Consider the following 24,084-nt stretch of genomic DNA (forward strand, 5'->3'; position numbering starts at 1 on the left):
GCGGAATCTCGATGATTAAGCGGACTTTCGGCGGCCCGGGGCTGCGTAACGTCACCATCATCGCGCTGGTCGCGGTGCTGATCGGTGGTGTGTACGCGCTGTCCTCGTCCAACGGCGGCGGCCGAAAAGTCATCGGCTACTTCACGTCTGCTGTCGGGCTGTACCCCGGAGATCAGGTCCGCATCCTGGGGGTCCCCGTCGGCACGATCGACTCGATCGAGCCGCGGCCTTCCGACGTCAAAATCACCATGTCGGTGTCCAGCGACGTGAAGATCCCGAAGGACGCCAAGGCCGTCATCATGTCGCCAAACCTGGTGTCGGCCCGTTTCATTCAGCTCACGCCGACATACAGTGGCGGAGCGGTGCTGCCGGACGGCGGCAGCATCGATCTGGCCCGTACCGCGGTTCCGGTGGAATGGGATGAGGTAAAAGAAGCACTGACCCAACTGGCCGTCCAGCTGGGTCCGGCGACCGGATCGATGCAGGGCGCATTGGGCGCGGCGATCAACCAGGCCGCGGACACGTTCGACGGCAAGGGCGAGTCGTTCCACAACGCGTTGCGTGAGTTGTCGCAAGTTGCTGGGCGACTGGGGGATTCGCGCGGTGACATCTTCGGTACGGTCAAGAACCTGCAGGTTCTGGTCAACGCACTGTCGGCGAGTAACGAACAGATCGTGCAGTTCGCCGGAAACGTCGCGTCGGTATCGCAGGTGCTGGCCGACAGCTCGCGGCATCTCGACGGCACACTGGGCACCCTCAACAAGGCGCTCACGGACATCCGAGGGTTCCTGCATGAAAACAACTCGACGTTGGTCGATACCGTCAACCAGCTCAACGACTTCGCCAAGACGCTGAGCGACCAAAGCGACAACATCGAGCAGGTACTGCACGTCGCTGGCCCCGGTATCGCCAACTTCTACAACATCTATGACCCGGCGCAGGGCACGCTGAACGGCCTGTTGTCGATACCTGAATTCGCCAACCCTGTGCAATTCATCTGCGGTGGTTCCTTCGAAACCGCCGGCGGCCCACGTGCACCCGACTACTACCGGCGCGCCGAGCTCTGTCGTGAGCGGCTGGGGCCGGTGCTGCGCCGGCTGGCGGTGAATTACCCGCCGATCATGTTCCACCCACTCAACACGATCACGGCGTACAAGGGTCAGATCATCTACGACACCCCGGCCACCCAAGCCAAGGCGCAGACGCCGATTCCGCAGCTGACCTGGATACCGGCCAACGGTGTGCCAGCGCCGGCCACCCAGAATCCCGCGGACCTGCAGGCCCTACTTGTCCCGACCGCACCGCAGGCTGTGCCTGCACCGGGATCGCCGGCTGGAGGCCCCGCGCCTGCCCCGGGTCCCGGCCCCGGATCGGCGTTCGGTCCCCTGCCGGGTCCGCCGCAGGGCCCTTCCGCGGGGCTGCAAAATGGTCCGGGCGGTGGCGGATGAGCCGAATCTGGTTGCGCGGCGGCGCATTGGCGGCAGGTAGTGTGCTGCTTGCTGGTTGTCAGTTCGGCGGGTTGAACTCCGTGTCGATGCCCGGTACCGCCGGACATGGCAGTGGCGCGTATTCGATCACCGTCGAAATGCCCGACGTGGCGACGCTGCCACAGAACTCACCCGTCATGGTCGATGATGTGACTGTCGGCAGTGTCGCCGGCATTTCAGCTGAGCAGCGCTCTGACGGATCCTTTTATGCCGCAGTGAAGTTGGCGTTGGAAAAAGGCGTGGTGTTGCCGGCCAACGCGACCGCAACGGTCGCCCAGACGTCGCTGCTGGGTTCGATGCACATCGATTTGGCTCCTCCCAAGGACAAGCCGGCGACCGGCAGGCTGGTTAACGGGTCGAAGATCTCCGAGGCCAACACGGGGCGCTTTCCCACCACAGAAGAGGTGTTTTCCGCCCTCGGTGTGGTGGTCAACAAGGGCAATCTCGGTGCGTTGGGGGAGATTACCGATGAGACCTACCAGGCCTTCGCGGGCAGGCAACACCAGTTCGTCGACTTGCTTCCCAGATTGTCTGAGCTGACTGCGGGACTCAATCGACAGGTCGGCGACATCATCAACGCGGTCGACGGCCTGAACCGGTTCTCTGCGAGTCTGGCGCGCGACAAGGACAACCTGGGCCGGGCACTGGACACCCTGCCTGAAGCACTTCGCGTCCTCAACAAGAACCGCGACCACATCGTCGACGCGTTCGCTGCGTTGAAGAAGTTGGCGACGGTGACCTCGAACGTGCTCTCAAAGACCAAGGTGGACTTCGCCGAAGACCTCAAGGGCCTGTATTCGGTCGTCAAGGCGCTCAACGACAACCGGAAGAATTTCGTCACCTCGCTGCAGCTGTTGCTGACGTTCCCGTTCCCGAATTTCGGTATCAAACAGGCCGTGCGCGGTGACTACCTCAACGTGTTCACCACCTTCGACCTCACCCTGCGCCGACTCGGTGAGACGTTCTTCACCACCTCGTATGCACTTGATCCGAACATGATGCACATGAGTGAGATTCTCAACCCGCCCGACTTCTTGACCGGCGAATTGGCCAACCTGTCCGGACAGGCGGCCGACCCGTTCAAGATTCCGCCCGGCACGGCGTCCGGGCAATAAGGGGCGGCGCAGATGATAGACAGACTGACCAAGATTCAGCTCGGCATATTCGGGGTGATCACCGCCATCACGCTGATCATCATGTCGATCTACTACCTGCGGCTGCCCGCCACGTTCGGCATCGGGACCTACACCGTGACCGCCGACTTCGTCGCCGGCGGCGGTTTGTACAAGAACGGCAACGTCACCTACCGTGGCGTCGCCGTCGGCCGAGTGGAGTCGGTGAGCTTGAATCCGAACGGCGTTACCGCCGGAATGCGGCTGAACAGCGGGACTCCCATTCCGTCGAACGTCACCGCCACCGTGAAGAGCGTGTCGGCGGTCGGTGAGCAATACATCGACCTGGTGCCGCCGAACAACTCAACATCGACCAAGTTGCACGACGGGTCTCGGATCGATCGGGCTAATACCCGGATCGGCCAAGACGTCGCCGACTTGCTGAAGCGGGCGGAGACGCTGGTCAACAGTCTCGGCGACACCCGGTTGAAAGAGCTGCTCCATGAGACGTTCATCGCGGCCAACGGTTCCGGTCCCGAGCTGGCCCGGCTGATCGAGTCCGCGCGGCTACTGGTGGACGAGGCCAACACCAATTACCCGCAAGTCTCACAGCTGATCGACCAGGCGGGTCCGTTCCTGCAGTCCCAGATTCGCGCCGGCGCTGACATCAAGTCACTCGCCGACGGGTTGGCGCGGTTCACCTCCGAGGTGCATCAGGCTGATCCGCAGCTTCGTTCGACGTTGGACATCGCTCCGGGCGCGGCCGACGAGGCCAGCACCGCCTTCTCCGGCATCCGGCCCTCGTTTCCAGCGCTGGCGGCCAGCCTGGCGAACCTGGGCCGAGTGGGCGTGATCTACCACAAGTCGATCGAGCAGCTGTTGGTGGTCTTGCCGGCGTTGTTCGCCGCGATCTCCACTGCCGCGGGTGGCGCGCCACAAGACGAAGGCGCCAAGCTGGACTTCAAGCTCGACCTCAACGACCCGCCGCCGTGCGCCGTTGGTTTCTTGCCCCCGCCGCTGATGCGCACGCCTGCCGACGAGACGGTGCGCGAGCTGCCGAGGGACTTGTACTGCAAGGTCGCTCAGAACGATCCCAGTACCGTGCGAGGTGCCCGCAATTATCCGTGCCAGGAGTTCCCCGGCAAACGGGCACCGTCGGTTCAGCTGTGTCGTGACCCGAAGGGTTACGTGCCGATTGGCCGCAACCCCTGGCGTGGTCCGCCGGTGCCATACAATACGCCGGAAACAAATGGGCTGAACACGCTGCCGCCCAACAAGTTTCCGTATATCCCGCCGGGCGCTGATCCCGATCCGGGCGTTCCCATCGCGGGGCCTCCCCCGCCCGGTGTAGTGCCCGGTCCCGGACCGGTGCCGCGTCAGCCGGCGTTCGATCCGCCGCCACCCAACGACAGCGGGCCGCCGCCGGGCAACCCGTCATGGATGCCGCCGGGAGTCCCGCCGGTGCCGCCCCAGATCCCGTATCCGAAGTGGCTGCCGCCACCGCCGGCCGGCGCGCCACCGCAGGCCAGCGGCCCGGCCTACACCACCTATGACCAAACCACCGGAGCCTTCAGGGATCCGGCAGGCGGCACTGGTACTTTCGCGGCCGGCGCCAACACCTCCAGCGCCGAGAATTGGGTGGACCTCATGCTTGATCCGAGGCCGATGTAGTGGCTTCTGCAGTTAGTGGCGAACAATCCACGACACAGCGTGTTCGTCGCCGGGCATCGCGCGCGGCCGGACCGGCGACGAGCGAGCCGAGCCCGGCCACCACGGTTGCGGTCGACGTTCCGACCGAGCCGAAGCCGTCGGCGAAACGCGTCAAAACCCTCAAGGCGGTCAAGCCGCCACCACGGCGCCGCCCGAACCGGGTCATGGTCGGCTGGATTTCGTTCGCCGCCGCGCTGTTGGCAATCGGCGCGCTGACCGGTTGCCTGACCATCCTGGTCTTGCAGCACCAGCACGCCCAAGCACAACAATCCCGCGATCAGCACTTCGTCGACACGGCCACGCAGACAGTGGTCAACATGTTCAGCTACAAGCAGGACAACATCGATGACAGCGTGAACCGTTTCTATAACGGCACCAGCGGCCCACTGCGCGGAATGCTAGGCGCCAACAACAACATTGAGAACCTGAAGGCTCTATTCCGCACCACCAATGCGACATCGGAAGCGGTGATCAACGGTGCCGCTCTCGAGGGCATTGACACAGTTACCGATAACGCCTCCGTACTGGTGTCGGTGCGTGTCACGGTGGCCGACATCGACGGCGTCCACAAGCCGTCCATGCCATATCGGCTGCGGGTCATCGTGCACGAGGACGAGCGGGGACAGATGACCGGATACGACCTGAAATATCCGGACGGGGGTAACTGATGCGGTGGCGGCGGTGGCTGCTGGTCGTCACGGGTTACCTGTTGGTCGCGGGCATTGTCGGGTTGTCCGCTGCGGCCGGCTGGTTCTACTGGGATCGGGTGCAGACTCGTGGCGAGCAGGCGGCGCGGGCGTTGTTGCCTCAGTTGGCCGCCAAGGAGATTCCGGAGGTCTTCGCCTACGACTATCAGACCGTCGAACGCAGCCTCGCCGCGGCCTATCCGCTGCTGACGCCCGACTACCGCCAGGAGTTCCAGAAAAGCGCCAACACGCAGATCATCCCGGAGGCGAAGAAGCGCGAGGTGGTTGTCCAGGCCAACGTGGTTGGCGTCGGGGTCATGTCCGCGAAGCGCGAGTCGGCGTCGGTGATGGTTTACCTGAACCGCACCGTGACCGATAAGTCGCGCCAGCCGCTTTATGACGGCAGCCGGTTACGGGTGGACTTCAAGAGGATCGGCAACAAATGGCTGATCGCTTACATCACGCCGATCTAGGTAAGCGTTCCTTGCGTCCGACGTCTCAGTAGCAGATCGCAATGTCGTTGCACTGCAACGGATACCGCTGGATCGGGCTGGGCGGCGGTCCGTTCAGCTGCAGGGAGAACGGTTGCTTTGTCATCGACGGCTGCAAGCCACATACGGCGCCGTGCAAACTGGTGTGCGTGCCGGTGAGCGACCCGTCGTCGAACGCGTAGTTTTCCGTCGACGGCCCGGTGCCGCCCCCCGGGCAGGAAACCCCGTCGGCCACGCCCACCTGGAACGCCCACCGTCCGCTCACCAGTCGGGCCCGTCCGCTGTAGTTCTGCAGCTTGTCCTGGCGGCTGATCCGTTCGTCGGTCGAGCTGACTATGTTCAGGACACAAAAGTCGGCCTGAATGTCCGGGTTGGAATAGTCCTTGTAGTAGCGGCTTCCGTTGACTTGATCGCACAGCGCGCTGACCGCCCAGGTCACCCCGGACACGCCGGCCTGGATGAACGAGTAGTTGCCGTCCGGCGGCGGTGCGACCGCACCCGCCGGTTCACCCGACTCCAGTGCGATTCCGAGGGCAACAGCCGAGCAGATGCCGGCACCAGCGGCCAGCCCGCGACGGAGATTCACGTGTTGCTCCCTTCACCCTGCATCGAGTATCACAGCGATTCGGCGTCAACACCACGGGTTGGCCAAGCTAGCTGGTGCCCGGTGGATGTGCCTCGGCCAACGCATCAAGAAACGATCGCGCCCAGCGGTCCACGTCATGAGCGAGCACCTGGCGACGCAGCGCCCGCATCCGGCGCCGACCTTCGTCGACCGACTGGTTCAGTGCCGCCTCGATCGTGTCCTTGACCCCTTCGAGGTCGTGCGGGTTGACTAGGTAGGCTTGCCGCAGTTCGGTTGCGGCGCCGGTGAATTCGGACAGAACAAGCGCACCGCCGAGATCACTGCGGCACGCGACGTACTCCTTGGCCACCAGGTTCATCCCGTCCCGCAGCGGGGTGACCAGCATGACGTCGCTGGCCACAAAGAACGCGATCAGTTCGTCGCGAGGAACCGCGCGATGGATGTAATGCACCACGGGATGACCCACTTCGGCATATTCGCCGTTGATGTGTCCGACCTCGCGTTCGATGTCGTTGCGCAGAATCTGGTAGCTCTCCACACGTTCGCGGCTCGGTGTGGCCAGCTGGACCAGCACCGTGTCGTCGCGTTTGACACGACCCTCGGCGAGCAGCTCCGAGAAGGCCTTCAACCGCACGTCGATGCCCTTGGTGTAGTCGAGCCGGTCGACGCCGAGCAAGATCTTGCGCGGGTTGCCCAACTCCGCGCGGATCTCTTTCGCGTGGCGCCGGACGTCGCGATGCCGGGCCGACTGGTCGAGCGCGCCGGAGTCGATGGAGATGGGAAAGGCGCCCACTCGAACGGTGCGGGATTCCAGCTGCACCTCGCCGAACCGCGACCGCACGCCGACCGTCCCGCGCGAGGTATTGGCGCCGAGCAGTTGCCGGGACAGATACAGGAAGTTCTGTGCACCGCCGACCAGATGGAATCCGACCACGTCGGCACCGAGGAGGCCTTCGATGATCTCTGTGCGCCACGGCAACTGCATGAACAGCTCGACCGGTGGGAACGGGATGTGCAGGAAGAACCCGATCGTCAGGTCCGGCCGCAACGTGCGCAGCATTTGTGGGACCAGCTGCAATTGGTAGTCCTGGACCCACACCGTGGCGCCGCGAGCGGCAGCGCGGGAGGTGGCTTCGGCAAAGCGTTGGTTGACGTCGACGTAGCGGTCCCACCATTCGCGGTGGTAGATCGGCTTGACGATGACGTCGTGGTACAGCGGCCACAGCGTGGCGTTGGAGAACCCCTCGTAGTATTGGGCGACGTCGTCGGCGGACAGGCGCACCGGGTAAAGGTGCAGGTCATCTTCGGCGATGGGCTCGTCATCGACGTCAATCTCCTCGTCGACAGCGCCCGGCCAGCCGACCCAAGCCCCGCGGCGACGGCGCAGCAACGGCTCTAAGGCTGTGACCAACCCCCCTGGGCTGCGCTTCCACGTTGTGGTGCCGTCGGGCAGCCGCTCCAGATCAACCGGCAGCCGATTGGCAACCACCACGAAGTCGGAATTCCCGAAGTGCGAAGTCTTCGAGGGCTGGCGTCCCCTGGGAGCCATTTATGCGTCGAGTTTCGCCGGTCCAATACCAAGCATGGACAAGAAAACGCGGCACTCGTCAGCATCGGTCGCGTATGCGGCGACAACGCGCCTGGCCTGGCTTGCGGTGCTGTCAGCCAGCGGGGCGACATCGCCGATTTCGCCAGGATCAGATTTCGTAGGCATGACATAACTCTATGCGACGCCGCTATTCGCCCGCAGCCATCTCGGGCGGGCGGCCCGCGGTCCGGTCGCTGGGCCTGCTTAAATCTGCTGCCGCGCTCCTGGCGGCCGAACTCGATCGGCCGTAATTCGGCCGGCGCAACCCAACTCGGACCCGCTTACAGAGTCGCCGTAATGTGTAAACAAGGCGGATTCAACGACGAACGAGGTAGGCGGAATGACAGTGTCCGAGCAAGCCGACGCCGCGGCGGCCAACGCCAGCGCCAACGAGTTGGTGGCCTACGAAACCCTCGACGAGGGCCGCATCGCGCGGATTTGGCTTAACCGGCCCGACGCCCACAACGCACAGAATCGCGGATTGCTGGTTCAGCTTGACGAGGCGTTCGGCCGGGCCGAGGCCGACGACACCGTGCGCGTGGTGATTCTGGCGGCCCGGGGCAAGAACTTCTCCGCCGGCCACGACCTGGGCTCCGAGCAGGCACTGGCGGAGCGGGCGCCCGGACCGGGGCAGCATCCGAGTTTCCGCTCGCGCGGTGCGACGCTCGAGCCGATCATGGAGAAGCTGTATCACCAGGAGTGGCACTACTTCTTCGAAAATACTTGCCGCTGGCGTGATCTGCGCAAGATCACGATCGCCCAGGTGCAGGGCAACGCGATCTCGGCCGGCCTGATGTTGATCTGGGCGTGCGATCTGATCGTCGCGGCCGACAACGCGAAGTTCAGCGATGTGGTCGCGGTCCGACTGGGTATGCCGGGCGTCGAATATTACGCCCACCCTTGGGAATTCGGGCCGCGTAAGGCCAAAGAGCTGTTGTTGACCGGTGATTCGGTGGACGCCGACGAGGCGTACCGGCTGGGCATGGTGTCCAAGGTTTTCCCGGTCGACGAATTAGAGGAAAAGACACTCGAATTCGCGCGGCGCATCGCCGAGCGGCCGACGATGGCGTCGCTGCTGATCAAGGATTCGGTGAACGCCGCCTCCGACGCGATGGGTTACACGGAAGCGCTACGGCATGCGTTCCACATTCATCTGTTGGGGCATGCGCACTGGGCCGCGTTCAACGAGAACAGGTGGCCGGTCGGCCAGCCGCCGCACGTCGAGGACTGGCGCAACGCGAAGCCGACCAAGGTGGCTCACCGCGATACGCCGTAGCACCGGCCGCACGCGTCAGAAGCGATCGTCGACCCGCCCACCTCCGAGCAAGGTCAATGGGGCGGCAATAATCGTGGCGGGGGTCACATGGTTCTATATCTAGAACCTGTTCCAGTTTGAGAGGGCCTCGCGTGCAGCTATCTTTCGAAGACCGGACGTATTTGATCACCGGCGGCGGCAGTGGAATCGGCAAGGGTGTGGCCGCCGGGCTCGTCGCGGCCGGGGCCTCCGTCATGATCGTCGGCCGCAACCCCGACCGTCTGGCCGGCGCCGTCGAGGAGGTCCAAGCGCTGGCCGGCAGTGCCGGCAAAGGCGGCGCGATCCGCTACGAGCCCACCGACGTCACCAACGAGGACGAGGTCGCCCGTGCGGTCGACGCCGCGACGGCATGGCACGGTCGGCTGCACGGCGCGGTGCACTGCGCCGGCGGTTCGCTGACCGTGGGACCGATCACCCACACCGACTCCGAGGCATGGCGACATACCGTCGACCTCAATGTCAACGGCACCATGTACGTGCTCAAGCACGTCGCACGGGAGTTGGTGCGCGGCGGCGGTGGTTCGTTCGTTGGGATCTCGTCGATCGCGGCCAGCAACACCCACCGTTGGTTCGGGCCCTACGGCGTCACCAAGTCGGCCATCGACCACATGATGATGCTGGCCGCCGACGAGCTCGGGCCGTCGTGGGTGCGGGCCAACAGCATTCGCCCCGGTCTGATTCGCACCGATCTTGTTGACGCGAGCGTCATTCAGTCGCCCGAGATCAGCGCCGACTACGCGCTGTGCACGCCGCTGCCCCGGGTGGGTGAGGTCGAGGACGTCGCCAACCTGGCCATGTTCTTGCTCAGCGACGCGGCGAACTGGATCACCGGCCAGTGCATCAACGTCGACGGCGGCCACATCTTGCGCCGCGGCCCGGACTACTCCTCAATGATGGAGCAGATGTTCGGCGCCGACGCGCTACGCGGAGTGGTGGCGACAGCATGAAAAGACTTGACGGCCATCGGATTTTGGTGACGGGTGCCGCGTCGGGGATCGGCCAGGCGACCACGTTGCGATTGCTGAGTGAGGGCGCCAGCGTTGTGGCCGCCGACATCTCGGCCGACGGACTGAGCGACACTGCGGCCCGCGCCGGCGAGGCCGCCACGGCGCAGCGGCTCACCACCGCACCGATCGATGTCGGTAACGAGAGTTCGGTGATCGACGGGGTGTCCTTGGCGGTCGAGAAGCTCGGCGGTCTGGATTCGCTGGTCAATGCGGCAGGCATCTTGCGCGCCTGGCACACCCAACAGACCACCCTGGACCAGTGGAATCAGATCATCAGCGTCAACCTCACCGGTACTTTTCTGGTGGTTCGGGAAGCGCTGCCGGCATTACTCGCGAATTCGCGCAGCGCAATCGTGAACTTCAGCTCCACGTCGGCGTCCTTCGCCCACCCGTACATGGCCGCCTACGCCGCGAGCAAGGGTGGAATCCAGGCCTTCACCCATTCGTTGGCGCTGGAATATGCGAAGGACGGCCTGCGCGCGGCGTGTGTCGCGCCGGGCAGCATCAAGTCCGGGATCACCGATGCCACCGGCGGATACCTCCCGAAAGATGCGGACTGGTCGCTGTTTCCCCGGCTGATGCCGATCCTGCCGACCACGACGGAATCCAGCGGGGCGGGGATGGCCGAACCCAACGCGGTCGCCGGCGTCATCGCCATGCTCGTGTCCGAAGATGGAGCCTGGATCACGGGCACTGAAATTCGCATGGATGGCGGCACCCACGCCTGAGCGTGGCTAGTTAACGCACGGCACCCCGCCGCCGTCGATCGGCTTGCCTTGATCGGGCGTCGGATAGGTGCTGGTGCCGTAGCCGGAATAGCCACTGCTGCTTTTGCTTGACGTCGTGGTGGTGGACGACGAAGACGTCAAGGAATCCTCCATGGATGCGTCGATCGTCGGCATCGAGTAGTTGGTGTCGACGGTCACGCGGATGTGTCCGGGCTGCAGACTGGAATCGGGTTGTTTGGGTGTATCCATGCCGAGCAGGCCAGCGATGTTCTGGGCGTCGGATTCCGCGCCCGCGCCGTACTGGATGGTCGTGGAGTTCGGATCAAACCAGTTGCGGTCGCGGGCTTGAACCGAGGTGTAGCCGTACTTTTTCAGCGCGCGCGACACCTGGCTGGCGAGACCGCTCATGCTGCCGGCGTTGACCACGTCGACGGCAGTGGACGGATTGGGTTTGGCGGCTGTCGTGGGCGACGAGCTTGTCGAGGAGTCGACGCCGATCGCCGACGCCACCTCGGCCTTGATCGCGGCCTGGTCGATGATGTTGACGTCTTGCCCGTTGATGTTGTCGTAGCGGACCACCGGCAGCGTCCGGAATTCGACCTGGTTTGCCGCCGCGCTGCCGGCGATTTCACCGATCCGGCGGAACATGTCCTCATCCCAACCGGCCGACAGCACAACGTCTTTGCGCGCCACCGCCATCAGGCTCTTCATCTTGTCCAGGTTGGTGAAGGTGCCCGAATCCTGCAGTTCCCGCATGACGGACGAAATGAAGGCCTGCTGCCGGTGGGTACGGTCCAGGTCGCCGTTGTCCAGGCCATGACGTTGCCGGACAAACGCCAGCGCCTCCGAGGCATCCAACCGCTGCGGCCCGGCGGGGAAATCGGCGCCGGAGTAAGAGTCGGAGACGGCGTGGTTGAGGCACACGTTGACCCCGCCCAAGCTCTGCGCCAGATCGTAAAAACCCGCCAGGTTGACCTCGGCGAAATAGTCGATCGGAACGCCGGTCAGGCTTCGCACCGCGCGCAGCGTCGCTGCCCGGGCGGCTTCGCGGCCCTTCGTCTCCATTTCTTTCTGGCTCGTACCCTGGTTGGCCAGCTTTTGGGCGACGTACTGCTTGGTGAGGCCGTAGGCCTCTTTGATCTTGATGTGGTTGTATCCCGGGACACCGGTGAACGGCACCCAGTCGTCGCGGGGGATCGAGAAGGCGACCACTTTGTTGTCGGCCCCGACGTGCACGAGTATCAGCGTGTTGGTGTTGTAGCCGCCATCATCGGAATCGCCCGCGTGCAACTGCTTCAGGATCGAATTGGGTAGGTCGTTGCCATCCTGGTCTTTGCGGGAGTCCAGGCCGATCAGCAGGATGTTCATGTTGTCGCCGCTGGATCGCGGGTCGTCGGGGCTCAGGGCTTGCGAGACGGTGATGCCGCCCAACGCCCCGTGTGCCACGTAATAACCCGCACCGGTCATCAGCACCGCCGCCGTGGACACCAGCGTCATGAAGGCGCGCGTCACCCCGCGGCGCAGAGGCGACGATTGGCGAACCGCTCGATGACGGTGATGCGCCCCGCCGGAGCGGGCCATCAGAGACCTCGACCCTTGACCCGCGCACCACTCGATACCGCAACAGCAGTTTGCGGTGGTGACGCGAAAAACATGAGGTCAAGTATGCGGTAGCTTGCTGTGAAGCCCCCAATCAAGACCGCCCCGAACGAGTGACTGTGGCCGTTCTCACCCTCAAGATTCGGGGGACTCGCCGACGACAATCTTCCCGCTACCAGCATGTTTTGGCTAGGATGCGCCGAGCTTGGGGTCCGGAAGGGTCGCGGGCAGGTCTCGAGAGGAGAACATGACTGGCGAGATCGATCCCCACTCGTCACCGGACGGAGACAAACGAGGAGACGACATCGATCCAGAGGCGCCTGAGCACGGCTTACGGCGAGTCTGGCAGAAGATCCCACCAGGTCTTCGGACCGTAATCCCCCTCGTTTTGTTGCTGGCCGTCGTGGTCGTCGGCTTCTACCACTGGGTACGGCCTTCGCCGGACGATTGGGCGCATCTGCCGGGTCGACTCGTTTGCCAGGTGAAGTCCGGAATCATCCCGCCGCCGGCGATAACGGTGGCCTCGGTCGGTGTCACCCATCCCCGGGTCAACGTGCTGCAGCTCGCCGTGCACTTCGCCCAACCACTTCCGGCGTCGCCGAGCTACCAACTGACGTACAACCTGGCCAACAACGGCGCAGCCTTCGCCGTACTGAGCCAGCAGCAGGGCAGCCACGACTTGGCGATCCGCAACGCCCTCAAGGAGGGCGCCGACATCCACACGGACCGCGGCACGCACGCCAGCCAGACGGCGCCCGACACTGTCGAGATGACTCTGAACCTCGCGAAGTTCGGTATCGACAAGGTCTTCATGAATCCCGCGCTCACGGTTTCAGCGCAGCTCAGCACGCCGCCCACCGAGCCGGTGACTTACGCGTTGCAGATCTGCCACGGCTGACGAAAGCCGTCTCCGGGCTATCGCACCCTTTCGAGGTCCTCGCCGGAACGGTAGAAGAGGCGAATATTCGACCCGGTGATGATTTCTGCGAGGTACACGCCTACGGGTTCAACCTCGTAGTAATAGTGAACGTAGCCTTGCGCATCCAATGTCGTGGCACACGTGAGGCCCGGTGCACCGCACCTTTGCTTGGTCGGCAGCGCGAGCATCGCGATCAGCAGCAGCATGACAATTCCGACCACGACCGGGGCTTTGTTCGCTATGTGCCTCGTTTGCGCGGAATACGTCACCCGATGGAGTGTATGCGCAACGTTGAGCAATCCCGGGGAAGTAGGGTCTGTCAGCTATGACGCTTGCAACCTCTGATAACCCGTCGCCAACGCACACTCGGGTTGAGGTTCTAGGCAACATCGGGCCCAACTGGTTCGCCTCGGTAATGGGTACCGGGATCGTTGCTATCGGCGGTGCCACGCTGCCGGTCCATGTGTTGGGGCTGCGCGCATTTGCGGAAGTCGTGTGGGTCATCGCTGCCGTGCTGCTGGTGCTGCTGATCGTCCTGGTCGGTGGTCACTGGCTACGCCACCCGACGGTGGCGCGCGGTCACGCTCGCAATCCGCAGATGGCCCATTTCTATGGGGCCGCGCCCATGGCGCTGATGACGGTCGGCGGGGGAGCGTTGATCGTCGGCAAGGATCTCATCGGCGAGCGCATTGCCGTCGACCTGGACTGGGTGCTGTGGACCGTGGGCACCCTCGGCGGGCTGTTCACCGCGGTGAGCATTCCGTTTCTGATGTTCACCCGGCACGACGTCGAACCCGATGCCGCCTTCGGCGGATGGCTGATGCCCGTGGTCCCGCCGATGGTGACGGCTGCGATGGGTGCGCTGCTGCTGCCACATATCGCAGCCGGTACCGGCCGTCAGACCATGCTCTACGGCTGTTATGCGATGTTCGGGTTGTCGTTGGTGGCTTCGTTGAACATCATCGCGATGATCTGGAGCCGGCTGGTGCTGTACGGCACCTCTGGCACCGCGCGGGTGCCGACGCTGTGGATCGTGTTGGGTCCGCTCGGCCAATCCATCACTGCTGCAGGGCTTTTGGGTGCAGCTGCCAAGAGCGGGTCCATCGACCCTGGGCTGGCCGAGGACATGAATGCGTTCGCAATTCTGTACGGAGTTCCGGTGTGGGGCTTCGCGGTGTTGTGGATTGCGCTGGCCACTTCGCTCACGGTGCGCACCTTGCGACATGGGATGCCCTTTGCCCTGACGTGGTGGAGCCTGACGTTCCCGGTCGGCACCTTCGTCACCGGCACGTCGCAGCTTGCCGCCCACACTCACTTGCCGGCATTCAAGGTCGCCGCCGCCATCGCCTACGCCGGTCTGCTCTTCACCTGGTTGTTGGTCGCCATCCGCACCACGCAAGGCAGCTTGCGCGGCAATCTGCTCAAGCTGCCACCGAGCAGTGCGCCGGTCAAGGCCAGCAAGGAGCCCGCGTCCTGACTTTCAGGACTCCCAGCACCACCGCCGGACATGCACCGTTTTGATGCACCGGCCCGGCGGGTAGGCAACGAGGGAATGAATGGAGGTATCGCATGCGCGCTGACGAAGGCGACGAAACGGTCAACGATTACGCCGTTGAAGGTAAGCAGACGCACGACAAGATCAAGGAGACGCAACGAGCAGGGAGCCCGTTGGGAAGAGTCGTCGCGCGGATCGCCAAGCTCTTTCGAGGCGAACAAGATTCCCCGCATTAACTGAGGTCGTCTTATCATCTCCTAGATGACGACGGCTGCCGAACAGTTCTCCACCTCAGGGATGGGCGGCGTCCGCATCGTCGCGGATCGCCAGGGCGATCCGCTGGCGCGGGCCGTGGTGTTCCTGCACGGCGGAGGACAGACCCGACGCTCTTGGGGCCGGGCGGCCACCGCGGTCGCCCAGCACGGTTGGCAAGCGGTCACGATCGATTTGCGGGGCCACGGCGAATCAGACTGGTCTAGCGAAGGCGACTACCGCGTCGTCAGCTTCGCCGGCGATGTCCAAGAAGTGCTGCGCGGCCTGCCTCCGAAACCGGTCCTGGTGGGTGCTTCCCTGGGCGGATTCACCTCGATGCTGCTGGCGGGCGAGCTCTCACCCGGCATTGCCAGCGCCGTCGTTCTCGTCGACATCGTGCCCAACATGGAGCAATCCGGGGCCAACCGAATTCACAATTTCATGTCCGACCGGGTGGAATCGGGGTTCGCCTCCCTGGAAGAAGTCGCCGACGCCATCGCCGAATACAACCCGCATCGGCCCCGGCCAACCGATCTGGAGGGCCTGACCACGAACCTGCGCCGCCGCGGGGACCGTTGGTATTGGCATTGGGATCCCCAATTCATCAGTGGCGCTGCGGCGTTCCCGCCATTCGAGGTCACCGATGCCGATCGCATGCACACCGCCGTTGAGGCGATCCTGGGTAGCGGCGTGCCCATGCTTCTGGTTCGCGGTCAGGTGAGCGACCTGGTTAGCCAGGAACGTGCCGACGAATTCCTCGCGCGCTTCCCGCAGGTCGAGTTCACCGATGTCCGCGGTGCCGGACACATGGTCGCCGGCGATCGCAATGACATCTTCGCGGGCGCAGTCCTGGATTTCCTTTCCCGCCACGTCGACGCGGGATAACGCCGCCCGAAGAGCGTGCCCGGCCAGCGCGAACTCGTAATAGCGGTCCGTCGCTCCTCTGACCAGCAACAAGCCCCTTTGCGGGCTGGTAGCATCCTGGGCCGACAAAAGGAGAGTGGCGTGGCCATAGCTTGGTTGCGGAGGTTGGGGCTGTTCGTTGCCACGATGATGGCCGCGACGGTGTTTGCGAATACGGCTGCGGCAGAGGCCCCGCCGACGCCTGGCGTGCAGGTCGATGATGAAACAAGCAGGTGCACAGCGGGTTTCGCGGCTCAGGGCAACGATGGCAGCTACTACTTGCTGACCAGCGGACACTGCGACATGCACGACGGTTCGGTATGGACCTACGGTGAGAGCACCCCGCTCGGGACGATCACCGCCAGTGAGAAAGAGGGCGACAAGCGGGACGCCGCGATTATCCGGCTTGTTCCCGCCGTCGGTGTGCCATCCAGTGGTGTCGACGGCAGACCGGTCCGGGATGTGTTGAGCCGTACCGAAATTAAGATGGGCACGCCGTTCTGCAAGTTGGGTGCGGTCACGGGGGAGACCTGCGGCACGATCACTGGCATCGACGGCGATGTGGTGGAAGCCAGCGTGTTCAGTCTGAATGGCGACAGTGGGAGTCCCGGCTACGTGCAGAACGACGACGGAACCGTCAGTGCCGTTGGCCTGTTGATGTCCTCACCGGACGGTGACGACAACATCACGTACTTCACACTCGTGCAGCCGCTGCTGGGCAAGTGGGGAATACGGGTTCTGCCCTGATGTGAGCCGCAGCTGGGAAAGCGCGAGGTTCCGTTTCGCCAACCCAGGTATGGGGTATCTACCGGACCGGTGTCTTGCCTAGAGACCCATATCTCCCGGTAGGGTCCCTAGGTGTTGACAGAGACGAACGCGAAGATAGCGGCACCAGCAACACGAAGGAGTGGGCGGTGAAACGTGGGATCGTGATCGGCGCAGCCGGCGTGGCCATGGTGGTCGCAACCTGTGTCGGCTGTTCGAGCAACAAATCCAACACCGGCGCATCAAGCACGGCAGCAGCGCCGACTGGCCCGCAGGTGATCGTGGACGGCCAGAAGCAGAACGTCACTGGTCCGGTCACATGCACACCGGCCGGCGACAACATCAACATCGGCATCGGTGATGCGGCCGCCGGCGTCGGCGCCGTGATCAGCAACGCCAACCCGCCCATCGTCCATGCGGTCGGGCTGGGCAGCGTCAACGGCGTCGCACTCGGTTTCTCCGACGCCGCGCCCAACCAGGCCAGCAACGCCGGAGCCGCAGTCGACGGCAAGGCCTACGCGATCAAGGGCACCGCGACAGGGACCGACATGACCAACCCGCAGCAGCCTCAGACGGTAACCAAGTCGTTCGAGTTGGACGTGACCTGCCCGTAGCGCGGGCCAACCAGACTTCGTCGGGGCCAGTGAAGCCCCAGAGGGGACGCAGCTATGTCTAAGAAGCGTGTCAGCGCGGTGGCGGTCGCGGCGGGACTCAGCATCTCCGCGCTGACGTTCAGCCAGGGATTCGCCAACTCCGCCCCGCTCGACCCACCGCCGCCCTGCCCGAATGGCAACTGCCACGGTGGCCCCGGTGGGCCTGGCGGACCGCATAGCCCGCAAGCGCCGGAAACCAGTGCCGCGCCCGCGACCACTGCTGCGCCCGCGACGAGTGCTGCGCCGCAGACCACCGCCCCGCCCGCAACCAGTGCTGCGCCGCAGACCACGGCCGCGCCGCAGACCACTGAACCGCAGAGTCCGCAAACCACCGCGCCGCACAGCTCACCAACGACGACCGCGCCGGCGACGCAAACCACCACCCCGCCGGCCAGCCAAACCACGACGCCGGCCGAACAAACCACGACTCCGCCGAGCGCGCAGACCACGACACCGGCGGGCAGCCAAAGCACCACGCCGTCGGGCACCCGGCCCACCCGGGCTCTGGTTGCGCCCAGCACCCAACCGCCGCACGAGCCCTACCAACCGCGCGGCACCTACTTGACGGCCAGCGCCGACATCGGTGGTCCGATGGACTCGTCCGTCGGATTCAGCATCGTTGGCCACGGTGCGCCGCCTCCGCCCCCGCCGCGAGGCTTCGGCTGGAATGACGGACCGGCTCCCGGTCACCCGCCGCCACACTGGGAAGGTCCGCCGCCTCGCGGTGGCTGGGATGGGCCGCCGCCTCCTGGTGGCTGGAACCGCCCGTGGGCCGGGCCGCCACGCGACGTGGTTTATGCGCGCTCCGACTTCGGGCCGTTCGCGTACAACACCTTCACCGTGGTTCCGGTCTTCAACTGGCAGTTCGGCGGTTGGGGTTACTGGTTCTTCGGTGTGTGGGTGCCGCTGTACTGACGCCCAAGAGGGACGTCCCTGCGTTGGAAAGACAATTCGTCAGGCTGGGTCGCGATGGCGGCCTGGTTACCGTCGAGTTGATCAACTCCAAGCCGCTCAACATTTTGGGTAGCGGCGCCATCGAGGAACTGACACAGGCATTCCGCGCGATCAGCCAAGAGAGCGACGCCCGGGTCGTGGTGCTGCGTGGAGCCGGTGAGAAGGCGTTCATCGGTGGTGCCGACATCAACGAGATGGTCGCCCTGGACCGGGCCAGCGGCGAGGTATTCATCCGCCGGCTTGCGGGTTTGTGTGAGGCGATTCGCGAATGCCCAGTGCCCGTCATCGCCCGACTCGCGGGCTGGTGCCTCGGCGGCGGCCTGGAAGTCGCGATCTCGTGCGATCTGCGGATCGCGGAGTCAGGGGTCAGGTTTGGCATGCCGGAAGTGGCCGTCGGGATCCCATCGGTTATTCACTCGGCCTTGCTGCCCGCGCTCATCGGGGCCTCGCATGCCGGCTGGCTTTTGCTGACCGGCGAAACGATCGACGCCGAGACGGCCGCCGGCTGGGGGCTCGTCCATGAGGTCGTACCCACCGACCAACTCGACCGCCGCATCGCCGAACTTGCCACGAAAGTAGGCGGATTCGGCACGAATGCGGTCCGCCAACAAAAGCGTCTACTCAACAAGTGGTTCGACATGTCCGTTCATGCGGCGATCGAAGACAGCGTCGAGCAGTTCGGTCTGGCGTTCCTGACGGGGGAGCCGCAACAACACATGCAGGCGTTCCTCTCGCGTAAGAGCGGCAAGAGTTAGTCGCAGCGTCCCGCTAAACGCTCATATCCGCGCGGCCGGATCGCTGCGGCCATGAAAACGGGTGCGGTTGTTGCAGCTCTACCCAGGCGAAACTAAGGTAAGCCTAAGCTTATGGAGACCGTGAGTCTCGCGCGCCACAACAACGGGAGCGGTCATGACTTCTCAACCAGAATTCTCGCTGGTCGTCGGCTACGGCAGTGATATGGGCAACGCCGAAGACGCCGCCTTGTCGTTCGCCGAAGCCCTCGAAGAAGCCATCGGTGTCAGCGCCACCGCGATCGAACTCAACCAGGTCGAACTGGCCGACCTGCAATCGGCAACCCACTTCATCCTGGTGTGTTCAACGTGGGGCGAGGGCGAGTTTCCCGACAACGCCTCGTTGTTCTGGGAGGCGCTCAGCGCGGATGGCGTCGAGCCGCTCGACCATTTGCGGTTCGCCGTACTCGCTCTCGGTGACACTGGCTACGAACAGTTCTGCAATGCCGGCCGGCTCCTTGACGAACGGCTGAAAGCACTGGGTGCCACTCGGCTGGTGGAGCGTGTCGATGTCGACGGCGTCTATGTGCAAGCTGCCGAGGCGTGGACGACCGATCTCGTCAAGTTGCTGGCCGCCGAGCGCACTGATCCCGCTGCCGTGGTTGTGGTAAGCCCGCCAGAGCCGCACCCGTCCGACAACGCCGAGCAGTCGCGCCGAGATCGCAGTCATCCTCTCTTCGAGGCGCGAATCGTGGTCAACCGACTGCTCACCACACCGGAGTCCGACAAGGAGGTCCGCCACTACGAAGTGGACCTCTTCGGTTCCGGGATCGCTTACAACACAGGCGATTCGATCGCCGTGCACGCCAGCAACGATCCGGTCCTCGTTGACGCGATCCTGAGCGAGCTCGGCGTGGGTCCCGAACACGCGGTGGCAGGTTATGACGAGCGGCTTGGCGCGCTACTTACCGATCACCTCGAGATCCGGACGCCGTCGCGAGCGTTGCAGACAATGGTCGCCTCCCGAACTCAGAATGCTGCCGCGGCGAGCGCGCTGGGCGGCGAGGCCGTTGCCGGGCCGGGCTCGTGGTTGTACGGCAAAGACGTGCTCGACCTGATCAGGCTGGGTGAGCTGACTGTCGATGACGTCGTCGATACGCTGCGCCCGCTGCAGTCGCGCGACTATTCGATCGCGTCGAGCCCGCTGGTACACCCCGATCATGTGCACCTGACGGTGGCGACGGTGCGCTATAGCGCCGGGGATCGTCAACACGGCGGTGTGGCCTCGACGTTCCTGTCGGACCGAAGCGAGACGGTACGGGTACAGCTGCGCCCCAACCATTCCTTCCGTCTGCCCGCGGCTGACGTGCCCGTCATCATGATCGGTCCGGGGACCGGCATCGCGCCATTCCGTGGCTTCCTGCAGGAACGCCAGGCCGTCGGCGCAGCTGGTCGATCGTGGCTGTTCTTCGGGGACCGACGAAGCGGCTGCGACTTTCTGTACGGCGACGAGCTCGGCACTTTCGTCGAGTCGGGCACACTAACCCGACTTGACCTGGCGTTCTCCCGCGATGGAGCGGCCGGCGACCCCAAACAGTATGTCCAGCACCGCATGTGGGAGAACGCGACGGAGATCTTTGGCTGGCTGCAGGACGGCGCGTATGTCTACGTGTGTGGCGACGCCGAGCGAATGGCCAAGGATGTCGACGCCACACTGCGTGGCATTGTGGCCCGCTGCGGCGCAATGGACGACGCCGCCGCGCACGCGTATGTCAACGAGCTCATGAAGAACCACCGCTATCTGCGCGATGTTTACTAGTCGCGACTGAACGCCCGGATCCGGCCGGCCAGGACTTCGGTCCACTCGGCGAGGTAGTGATCGTCGGGAACCGGCGCCTCGGTTTGGTGGAACAGGTTGGTGGCAAAGCGTGCGCCGAGGATGCCGTTGATGCCGAGTGCAGCCAACACCGTCGCCTGTTGTTGAGTCATTGCGGGCGCCCACACGGTAATCCATTCCGCCAGTTCGGTATTGAGTGTGCCGACAAGGGCGGCATACGCGGTGTCGAGGCGGGCGGAGCGGCCGGCGGAAGTGCGCGCAGCGATCTGCACGAGTTCGATTTCCTCGTCGACGACCGATAGCAGGTACCTGCCCAGCACGGTCAGCTCGGCGTGCATGTCACCGAGGCCCGCGAAGAGGCTGCGGATGTCACGCATCGCGCGGCGGCGGTCCAGCTGGCGATCAATGCCGGCGTTCAGCAGCTCTTCTTTGGATTTGAAGTGGTGATACAGGGCCCCCGAACCGGCTGCTAATCCGGCGGCAGCTTCAATCTGGGAGACGCTGGTCGCATCGAATCCCTTGGCGCTGAACAGGCGCATCGCCTCGCCGACCAGCCGCTCGCGTGTTGATGCGGGTGTCGCCATTGACCCCTCCAAAGTGATCACTTACCTTGTACAAGGTACCACTTTACTTGGCCGGGGTTGGTGAGGGGCTAGATGCCGCAGCAGGACAGCCCGCTACCACAGGGGCGGATCCGCCGCACTATGCCGTTGGTGGGCTTCACCGCGAGGGCCGCCGGCGGTCGCCTCGTCGCGGGATTGCGCAGACGGGCGGGCGAAGACGACGCCGTCGAGCGCTTTCACGAACGCACTGCCGAGCGCTACACCGAACTGCTCGGGCACTCCAGGGGTGTGCTGATGAAGCTCGGCCAGACCATGTCGATGATCGACAGCCGTGCGGTCGGCACAGGTGGATTCTGGCCCTATCAGAAAGCCATGAGCCGGCTGCAGGCGGACGCTCCGCCGATGCATCCGGAGCTGGTTCGTGAAGTCCTCGACGCCGAAATCGGTTCAGCCGCGGACCAGTTCGCTGAGTTCAGCGATGAGCCGATGGCCGCCGCGTCGATCGGTCAGGTGCACCGCGCTATCTTGCGCGATGGTCGCCACGTTGCCGTCAAGATCCAGTATCCCGGCGTGGACCAGGCTATCCGCGACGATCTGGCGAATACCGAGTTGTTGGCGACGTTCCTTCGTTTCATGACGTCGGCATCGGGAATGAAGCCGGACTTTCGGTCGGTGGCGCGTGAGGCCGCGGCACGAATCTCCGAAGAGGTGGACTATCGGCACGAGGCGGCCATGATTGCCGCGTTCAGCGACCTCTACCGCGGCCATCCGTTCATCCGAGTTCCCGACGTAATTCCCGAAGCATCCAGCGACCGCGTGTTGACGATGAGCTACCTCGACGGAATGGACTGGGCGCAAGCGCAACAGGCCAATCAGAACCTGAAAAACGTCTGGGCCGAGGTCATCGTGCGCTTCAGTCAAGGCAGCTTCCGGCACGCGAACCTGATGCACGCCGACCCTCATCCCGGCAACTACCGATTCAACCCCGATGGCACGGTGGGCTTTTTGGACTACGGCTGCGTGAAGGTGCTGCCCGAACTGCAGCGCTGGCGACTGGTCGCCATGAATCGCGCCGTCATCGAGCGCCGCAAACACGACTACCGCGATCTCATGGTGCAGGCCGGCTTCCTCGCCGTCGACTCCGACCTGACCGCTGACGAGCTGTATCAGTGGCAATCGGAGATGCTCCACGAGGTCATCGCGGCACCCCAGCCGGCCACCTACACGCCCGAGACCACCGCACGCACGATGCGCGGGTTGTTCGGCGTTCGTGACGCCGACCATCCGCTGGCTCGCATGAACGCGCCCGACGACTTTATCTTCGCCGGCCGCCTTCTGTTCGCCCTCTGCAGCGTCGTGGTCGGGCTGTCTGCTACCACGCCGGCCGGAGCCATCATCGACGACATGGACGGCATAGCAAAGCCGACCACCGAACTGGGCAAGCTGCACCACGCCTGGGTCCGCGAGCGCGGTCTGCCGTCGGCATTGGACCACCATGACCATCCCTGACGTCCCGGTGGTGGCGCGGCTGCCGTGGAATGCGGCCGACCCTTTTTCCTACTACGAGGACCGACGCCGCGAGGGCGACGTGGTCTGGGACCACGCGCTGGGGGCGTGGCTAGTCCTCGGTTATCAACCCGTGCAACAGATTCTCGGGGACTCCGGCTGGACGAGTAGTCCGTTAGCGAACCCCAACACTAGGGATGCTTTTCGGGCTGTAGATCGAGATATCTTGCGCAGCAATATCTTATTTACCGATGGCGTGGATCATCAGCGGCTGCGGGATTCAGTTCGCGACGTCTTCACCCACTCCTTTATCGCTGGTCTCCACGAAGGCATCGAAGCCATCGCCACGGAAGCGATCGACCGCATACCCACCGGAGTCGAGTTCGACTTCATGACCGAAATCGCGTCACCGCTACCGATCGCTGTCGTCGCAGCTTGGATGGGCCTCGATGTCGGCGCGGCACGATTGGTCGGCGACGAATCTCCAGCCATCAGCAGGATGATCAGTGATGTCGCGGACACCATCGCTGTCGAAGCCGGAACAGCGGCGTTCGCGGCATTGCTCGCCGAGCTTCTCCCATTGGCGGCCGACCGCCGCACCCACCGCAGCGACGACCTGCTCGGGTTTATCGCCGCCGACCCGAACCTCGAACTGGACGACGTCGTCACCACGGCGGTGATCATCGCCGTTGCCGGGCATGAAACGACAGCAAACCTGTTGGGCGCAGCAATGATTCGCCTCCTGAAGCCCGGACCCAACCGTGTTCGTCCCGTCGACACCGTCGACACGGTCGACGATCGACTGATCAGCGAGTTGCTGCGGCTTGACGGACCCGTACAAGCCGTGGGGCGCACCGCCACGCGTGACCACGTCGTTGGCGGCGTTGCCATCTACGCTGGGGAGCCGGCCGTCGCCGTCATCGGCGCCGCCAACCGCGATCCGGAGGTCTTCAGCTGGCCCAGAAGACTTCAAATAGACCGGCCCGGACCTGCGCCGCTGACATTCGGCTACGGACCGCACTACTGTCTCGGCGCGGCGCTCGCCCGACTCGAAATTGCCGTGGCGCTGCAACACATCCTGGCGCGCCGCCCAGTGCTTCGTGGCGAGCCAATATGGCGGGACAATCCAGCCGTCCGGGGGCCCGCGCAGCTGACGATTGTCTTTGAGGACCACCAATAGTCCTGCACAGCACATCG

General features: G+C 64.3%; 25 protein-coding genes. 19 read left to right on the top strand and 6 right to left on the bottom strand.

What is annotated here, in order from left to right; translation table 11 throughout:
* Nucleotides 1-11 precede the first annotated feature (11 nt).
* Genes ACTXG5_RS09185 through ACTXG5_RS09205 form a run of 5 tightly spaced genes read left to right on the top strand, consistent with a single transcriptional unit; the run spans nt 12 to nt 5,468 of the window.
* On the top strand, nt 12-1,448 hold the full coding sequence (locus ACTXG5_RS09185; protein WP_445163367.1) for a virulence factor Mce family protein: 1,437 nt from the start codon (nt 12-14) through the stop codon (nt 1,446-1,448).
* Nucleotides 1,445-2,602, top strand: a complete 1,158-nt coding sequence (locus tag ACTXG5_RS09190) for a virulence factor Mce family protein (RefSeq protein WP_445163368.1) — start codon at nt 1,445-1,447, stop codon at nt 2,600-2,602. Before ACTXG5_RS09185 ends, ACTXG5_RS09190 begins: the two co-directional genes overlap by 4 nt.
* Before the next feature lie 12 nt (nt 2,603-2,614).
* On the top strand, nt 2,615-4,270 hold the full coding sequence (locus ACTXG5_RS09195; protein WP_445163369.1) for a virulence factor Mce family protein: 1,656 nt from the start codon (nt 2,615-2,617) through the stop codon (nt 4,268-4,270).
* Nucleotides 4,270-4,977, top strand: a complete 708-nt coding sequence (locus ACTXG5_RS09200) for a mammalian cell entry protein (RefSeq protein WP_445163370.1) — start codon at nt 4,270-4,272, stop codon at nt 4,975-4,977. Before ACTXG5_RS09195 ends, ACTXG5_RS09200 begins: the two co-directional genes overlap by 1 nt.
* Nucleotides 4,977-5,468 carry a mammalian cell entry protein gene (locus tag ACTXG5_RS09205; RefSeq protein ID WP_445163371.1) on the top strand — a complete coding sequence of 164 codons (492 nt, stop codon included), beginning with the start codon at nt 4,977-4,979 and terminating at the stop codon, nt 5,466-5,468. The genes ACTXG5_RS09200 and ACTXG5_RS09205 overlap by 1 nt, the downstream gene beginning before the upstream one ends.
* Before the next feature lie 25 nt (nt 5,469-5,493).
* Here ACTXG5_RS09205 and ACTXG5_RS09210 read toward each other — a convergent pair whose 3' ends face one another.
* From ACTXG5_RS09210 to ACTXG5_RS09220, 3 genes are all read right to left on the bottom strand, one after another.
* On the bottom strand, nt 5,494-6,072 hold the full coding sequence (locus ACTXG5_RS09210) for a hypothetical protein (protein ID WP_445163372.1): 579 nt from the start codon (nt 6,070-6,072) through the stop codon (nt 5,494-5,496).
* 67 nt (nt 6,073-6,139) lie between these two features.
* The gene (locus ACTXG5_RS09215) at nt 6,140-7,621 is read right to left on the bottom strand and encodes an alpha,alpha-trehalose-phosphate synthase (UDP-forming) (protein WP_445163373.1); all 1,482 of its coding nucleotides are present in this window, start codon (nt 7,619-7,621) and stop codon (nt 6,140-6,142) included.
* Nucleotides 7,622-7,786, bottom strand: coding sequence for a hypothetical protein (locus ACTXG5_RS09220; protein ID WP_313861148.1), 165 nt, complete (start codon nt 7,784-7,786; stop codon nt 7,622-7,624).
* A 214-nt stretch (nt 7,787-8,000) separates the two neighbouring features.
* Between ACTXG5_RS09220 and ACTXG5_RS09225 the strand changes: the two genes are divergently transcribed.
* The 3 genes from ACTXG5_RS09225 (at nt 8,001) to ACTXG5_RS09235 (ending at nt 10,710) form a co-directional block, all read left to right on the top strand.
* Entirely contained in the window at nt 8,001-8,936 is a 936-nt protein-coding gene (locus ACTXG5_RS09225; RefSeq protein ID WP_445163374.1) for an enoyl-CoA hydratase, read from the top strand.
* Between the two features lie 131 nt (nt 8,937-9,067).
* Entirely contained in the window at nt 9,068-9,922 is an 855-nt protein-coding gene (locus tag ACTXG5_RS09230; RefSeq protein ID WP_445163375.1) for an SDR family oxidoreductase, read from the top strand.
* On the top strand, nt 9,919-10,710 hold the full coding sequence (locus ACTXG5_RS09235) for an SDR family NAD(P)-dependent oxidoreductase (protein ID WP_445163376.1): 792 nt from the start codon (nt 9,919-9,921) through the stop codon (nt 10,708-10,710). Before ACTXG5_RS09230 ends, ACTXG5_RS09235 begins: the two co-directional genes overlap by 4 nt.
* A gap of 6 nt (nt 10,711-10,716) precedes the next feature.
* Here ACTXG5_RS09235 and ACTXG5_RS09240 read toward each other — a convergent pair whose 3' ends face one another.
* Complete coding sequence (locus tag ACTXG5_RS09240) at nt 10,717-12,291, bottom strand: LCP family protein (protein ID WP_445163377.1); 1,575 nt, start codon at nt 12,289-12,291, stop codon at nt 10,717-10,719.
* 265 nt (nt 12,292-12,556) lie between these two features.
* On the opposite strand from ACTXG5_RS09240, the gene ACTXG5_RS09245 reads away from it, so the two are divergent.
* On the top strand, nt 12,557-13,207 hold the full coding sequence (locus tag ACTXG5_RS09245; protein WP_445163378.1) for a DUF2510 domain-containing protein: 651 nt from the start codon (nt 12,557-12,559) through the stop codon (nt 13,205-13,207).
* Nucleotides 13,208-13,224: 17 nt separating this feature from the next.
* On the opposite strand, the gene ACTXG5_RS09250 is transcribed toward ACTXG5_RS09245, so the two are convergent.
* Nucleotides 13,225-13,434, bottom strand: a complete 210-nt coding sequence (locus ACTXG5_RS09250; RefSeq protein WP_445164336.1) for a hypothetical protein — start codon at nt 13,432-13,434, stop codon at nt 13,225-13,227.
* Between the two features lie 119 nt (nt 13,435-13,553).
* On the opposite strand from ACTXG5_RS09250, the gene ACTXG5_RS09255 reads away from it, so the two are divergent.
* The 8 genes from ACTXG5_RS09255 to ACTXG5_RS09290 all read left to right on the top strand — a co-directional run bounded on the left by ACTXG5_RS09255 (nt 13,554) and on the right by ACTXG5_RS09290 (nt 20,800).
* A complete protein-coding gene (locus ACTXG5_RS09255) occupies nt 13,554-14,705 on the top strand; it encodes a TDT family transporter (protein WP_445163379.1) in 1,152 nt (383 codons plus the stop codon).
* A gap of 92 nt (nt 14,706-14,797) precedes the next feature.
* On the top strand, nt 14,798-14,959 hold the full coding sequence (locus tag ACTXG5_RS09260) for a hypothetical protein (protein WP_445163380.1): 162 nt from the start codon (nt 14,798-14,800) through the stop codon (nt 14,957-14,959).
* Between the two features lie 25 nt (nt 14,960-14,984).
* The gene (locus tag ACTXG5_RS09265) at nt 14,985-15,860 is read left to right on the top strand and encodes an alpha/beta fold hydrolase (protein ID WP_445163381.1); all 876 of its coding nucleotides are present in this window, start codon (nt 14,985-14,987) and stop codon (nt 15,858-15,860) included.
* A 120-nt stretch (nt 15,861-15,980) separates the two neighbouring features.
* A complete protein-coding gene (locus ACTXG5_RS09270) occupies nt 15,981-16,625 on the top strand; it encodes a S1 family peptidase (RefSeq protein WP_445163382.1) in 645 nt (214 codons plus the stop codon).
* 167 nt (nt 16,626-16,792) lie between these two features.
* Nucleotides 16,793-17,257 carry a lipoprotein LpqH gene (locus ACTXG5_RS09275; protein WP_445163383.1) on the top strand — a complete coding sequence of 155 codons (465 nt, stop codon included), beginning with the start codon at nt 16,793-16,795 and terminating at the stop codon, nt 17,255-17,257.
* 54 nt (nt 17,258-17,311) lie between these two features.
* Nucleotides 17,312-18,211, top strand: a complete 900-nt coding sequence (locus tag ACTXG5_RS09280) for an MAP_0585 family protein (RefSeq protein ID WP_445163384.1) — start codon at nt 17,312-17,314, stop codon at nt 18,209-18,211.
* Between the two features lie 23 nt (nt 18,212-18,234).
* Nucleotides 18,235-19,005: an enoyl-CoA hydratase gene (locus tag ACTXG5_RS09285; protein WP_445163385.1), complete on the top strand. Its 771-nt coding sequence runs from the start codon at nt 18,235-18,237 to the stop codon at nt 19,003-19,005.
* A gap of 154 nt (nt 19,006-19,159) precedes the next feature.
* Entirely contained in the window at nt 19,160-20,800 is a 1,641-nt protein-coding gene (locus ACTXG5_RS09290; RefSeq protein WP_445163386.1) for a diflavin oxidoreductase, read from the top strand.
* Here the strand turns inward: ACTXG5_RS09290 and ACTXG5_RS09295 are convergent.
* The gene (locus ACTXG5_RS09295) at nt 20,797-21,402 is read right to left on the bottom strand and encodes a TetR/AcrR family transcriptional regulator (RefSeq protein ID WP_445163387.1); all 606 of its coding nucleotides are present in this window, start codon (nt 21,400-21,402) and stop codon (nt 20,797-20,799) included. The genes ACTXG5_RS09290 and ACTXG5_RS09295 overlap by 4 nt on opposite strands.
* Before the next feature lie 72 nt (nt 21,403-21,474).
* Here ACTXG5_RS09295 and ACTXG5_RS09300 point away from each other — a divergent pair, with 72 nt between their 5' ends.
* Both ACTXG5_RS09300 and ACTXG5_RS09305 read left to right on the top strand, forming a co-directional pair.
* Nucleotides 21,475-22,890 carry an ABC1 kinase family protein gene (locus tag ACTXG5_RS09300; protein WP_445163388.1) on the top strand — a complete coding sequence of 472 codons (1,416 nt, stop codon included), beginning with the start codon at nt 21,475-21,477 and terminating at the stop codon, nt 22,888-22,890.
* The gene (locus tag ACTXG5_RS09305; RefSeq protein ID WP_445163389.1) at nt 22,877-24,067 is read left to right on the top strand and encodes a cytochrome P450; all 1,191 of its coding nucleotides are present in this window, start codon (nt 22,877-22,879) and stop codon (nt 24,065-24,067) included. The genes ACTXG5_RS09300 and ACTXG5_RS09305 overlap by 14 nt, the downstream gene beginning before the upstream one ends.
* The last annotated feature ends 17 nt before the right edge of the window (nt 24,068-24,084 follow it).

Source organism: Mycobacterium sp. Dal123C01 (genome assembly GCF_052566995.1).

What these genes read in the sequence shown, in the direction of transcription:
- ACTXG5_RS09240 (WP_445163377.1), bottom strand. Translation starts at nt 12,291, where the DNA reads ATGGCCCGCTCCGGCGGGGCGCATCACCGTCATCGAGCGGTTCGCCAA.
- ACTXG5_RS09280 (WP_445163384.1), top strand. Translation starts at nt 17,312, where the DNA reads ATGTCTAAGAAGCGTGTCAGCGCGGTGGCGGTCGCGGCGGGACTCAGC.
- ACTXG5_RS09225 (WP_445163374.1), top strand. Translation starts at nt 8,001, where the DNA reads ATGACAGTGTCCGAGCAAGCCGACGCCGCGGCGGCCAACGCCAGCGCC.
- ACTXG5_RS09235 (WP_445163376.1), top strand. Translation starts at nt 9,919, where the DNA reads ATGAAAAGACTTGACGGCCATCGGATTTTGGTGACGGGTGCCGCGTCG.
- ACTXG5_RS09305 (WP_445163389.1), top strand. Translation starts at nt 22,877, where the DNA reads ATGACCATCCCTGACGTCCCGGTGGTGGCGCGGCTGCCGTGGAATGCG.
- ACTXG5_RS09245 (WP_445163378.1), top strand. Translation starts at nt 12,557, where the DNA reads ATGACTGGCGAGATCGATCCCCACTCGTCACCGGACGGAGACAAACGA.
- ACTXG5_RS09295 (WP_445163387.1), bottom strand. Translation starts at nt 21,402, where the DNA reads ATGGCGACACCCGCATCAACACGCGAGCGGCTGGTCGGCGAGGCGATG.
- ACTXG5_RS09185 (WP_445163367.1), top strand. Translation starts at nt 12, where the DNA reads ATGATTAAGCGGACTTTCGGCGGCCCGGGGCTGCGTAACGTCACCATC.
- ACTXG5_RS09215 (WP_445163373.1), bottom strand. Translation starts at nt 7,621, where the DNA reads ATGGCTCCCAGGGGACGCCAGCCCTCGAAGACTTCGCACTTCGGGAAT.
- ACTXG5_RS09255 (WP_445163379.1), top strand. Translation starts at nt 13,554, where the DNA reads ATGACGCTTGCAACCTCTGATAACCCGTCGCCAACGCACACTCGGGTT.
- ACTXG5_RS09290 (WP_445163386.1), top strand. Translation starts at nt 19,160, where the DNA reads ATGACTTCTCAACCAGAATTCTCGCTGGTCGTCGGCTACGGCAGTGAT.
- ACTXG5_RS09220 (WP_313861148.1), bottom strand. Translation starts at nt 7,786, where the DNA reads ATGCCTACGAAATCTGATCCTGGCGAAATCGGCGATGTCGCCCCGCTG.
- ACTXG5_RS09300 (WP_445163388.1), top strand. Translation starts at nt 21,475, where the DNA reads ATGCCGCAGCAGGACAGCCCGCTACCACAGGGGCGGATCCGCCGCACT.
- ACTXG5_RS09190 (WP_445163368.1), top strand. Translation starts at nt 1,445, where the DNA reads ATGAGCCGAATCTGGTTGCGCGGCGGCGCATTGGCGGCAGGTAGTGTG.
- ACTXG5_RS09195 (WP_445163369.1), top strand. Translation starts at nt 2,615, where the DNA reads ATGATAGACAGACTGACCAAGATTCAGCTCGGCATATTCGGGGTGATC.
- ACTXG5_RS09205 (WP_445163371.1), top strand. Translation starts at nt 4,977, where the DNA reads ATGCGGTGGCGGCGGTGGCTGCTGGTCGTCACGGGTTACCTGTTGGTC.
- ACTXG5_RS09250 (WP_445164336.1), bottom strand. Translation starts at nt 13,434, where the DNA reads ATGCTGCTGCTGATCGCGATGCTCGCGCTGCCGACCAAGCAAAGGTGC.
- ACTXG5_RS09260 (WP_445163380.1), top strand. Translation starts at nt 14,798, where the DNA reads ATGCGCGCTGACGAAGGCGACGAAACGGTCAACGATTACGCCGTTGAA.
- ACTXG5_RS09265 (WP_445163381.1), top strand. Translation starts at nt 14,985, where the DNA reads ATGACGACGGCTGCCGAACAGTTCTCCACCTCAGGGATGGGCGGCGTC.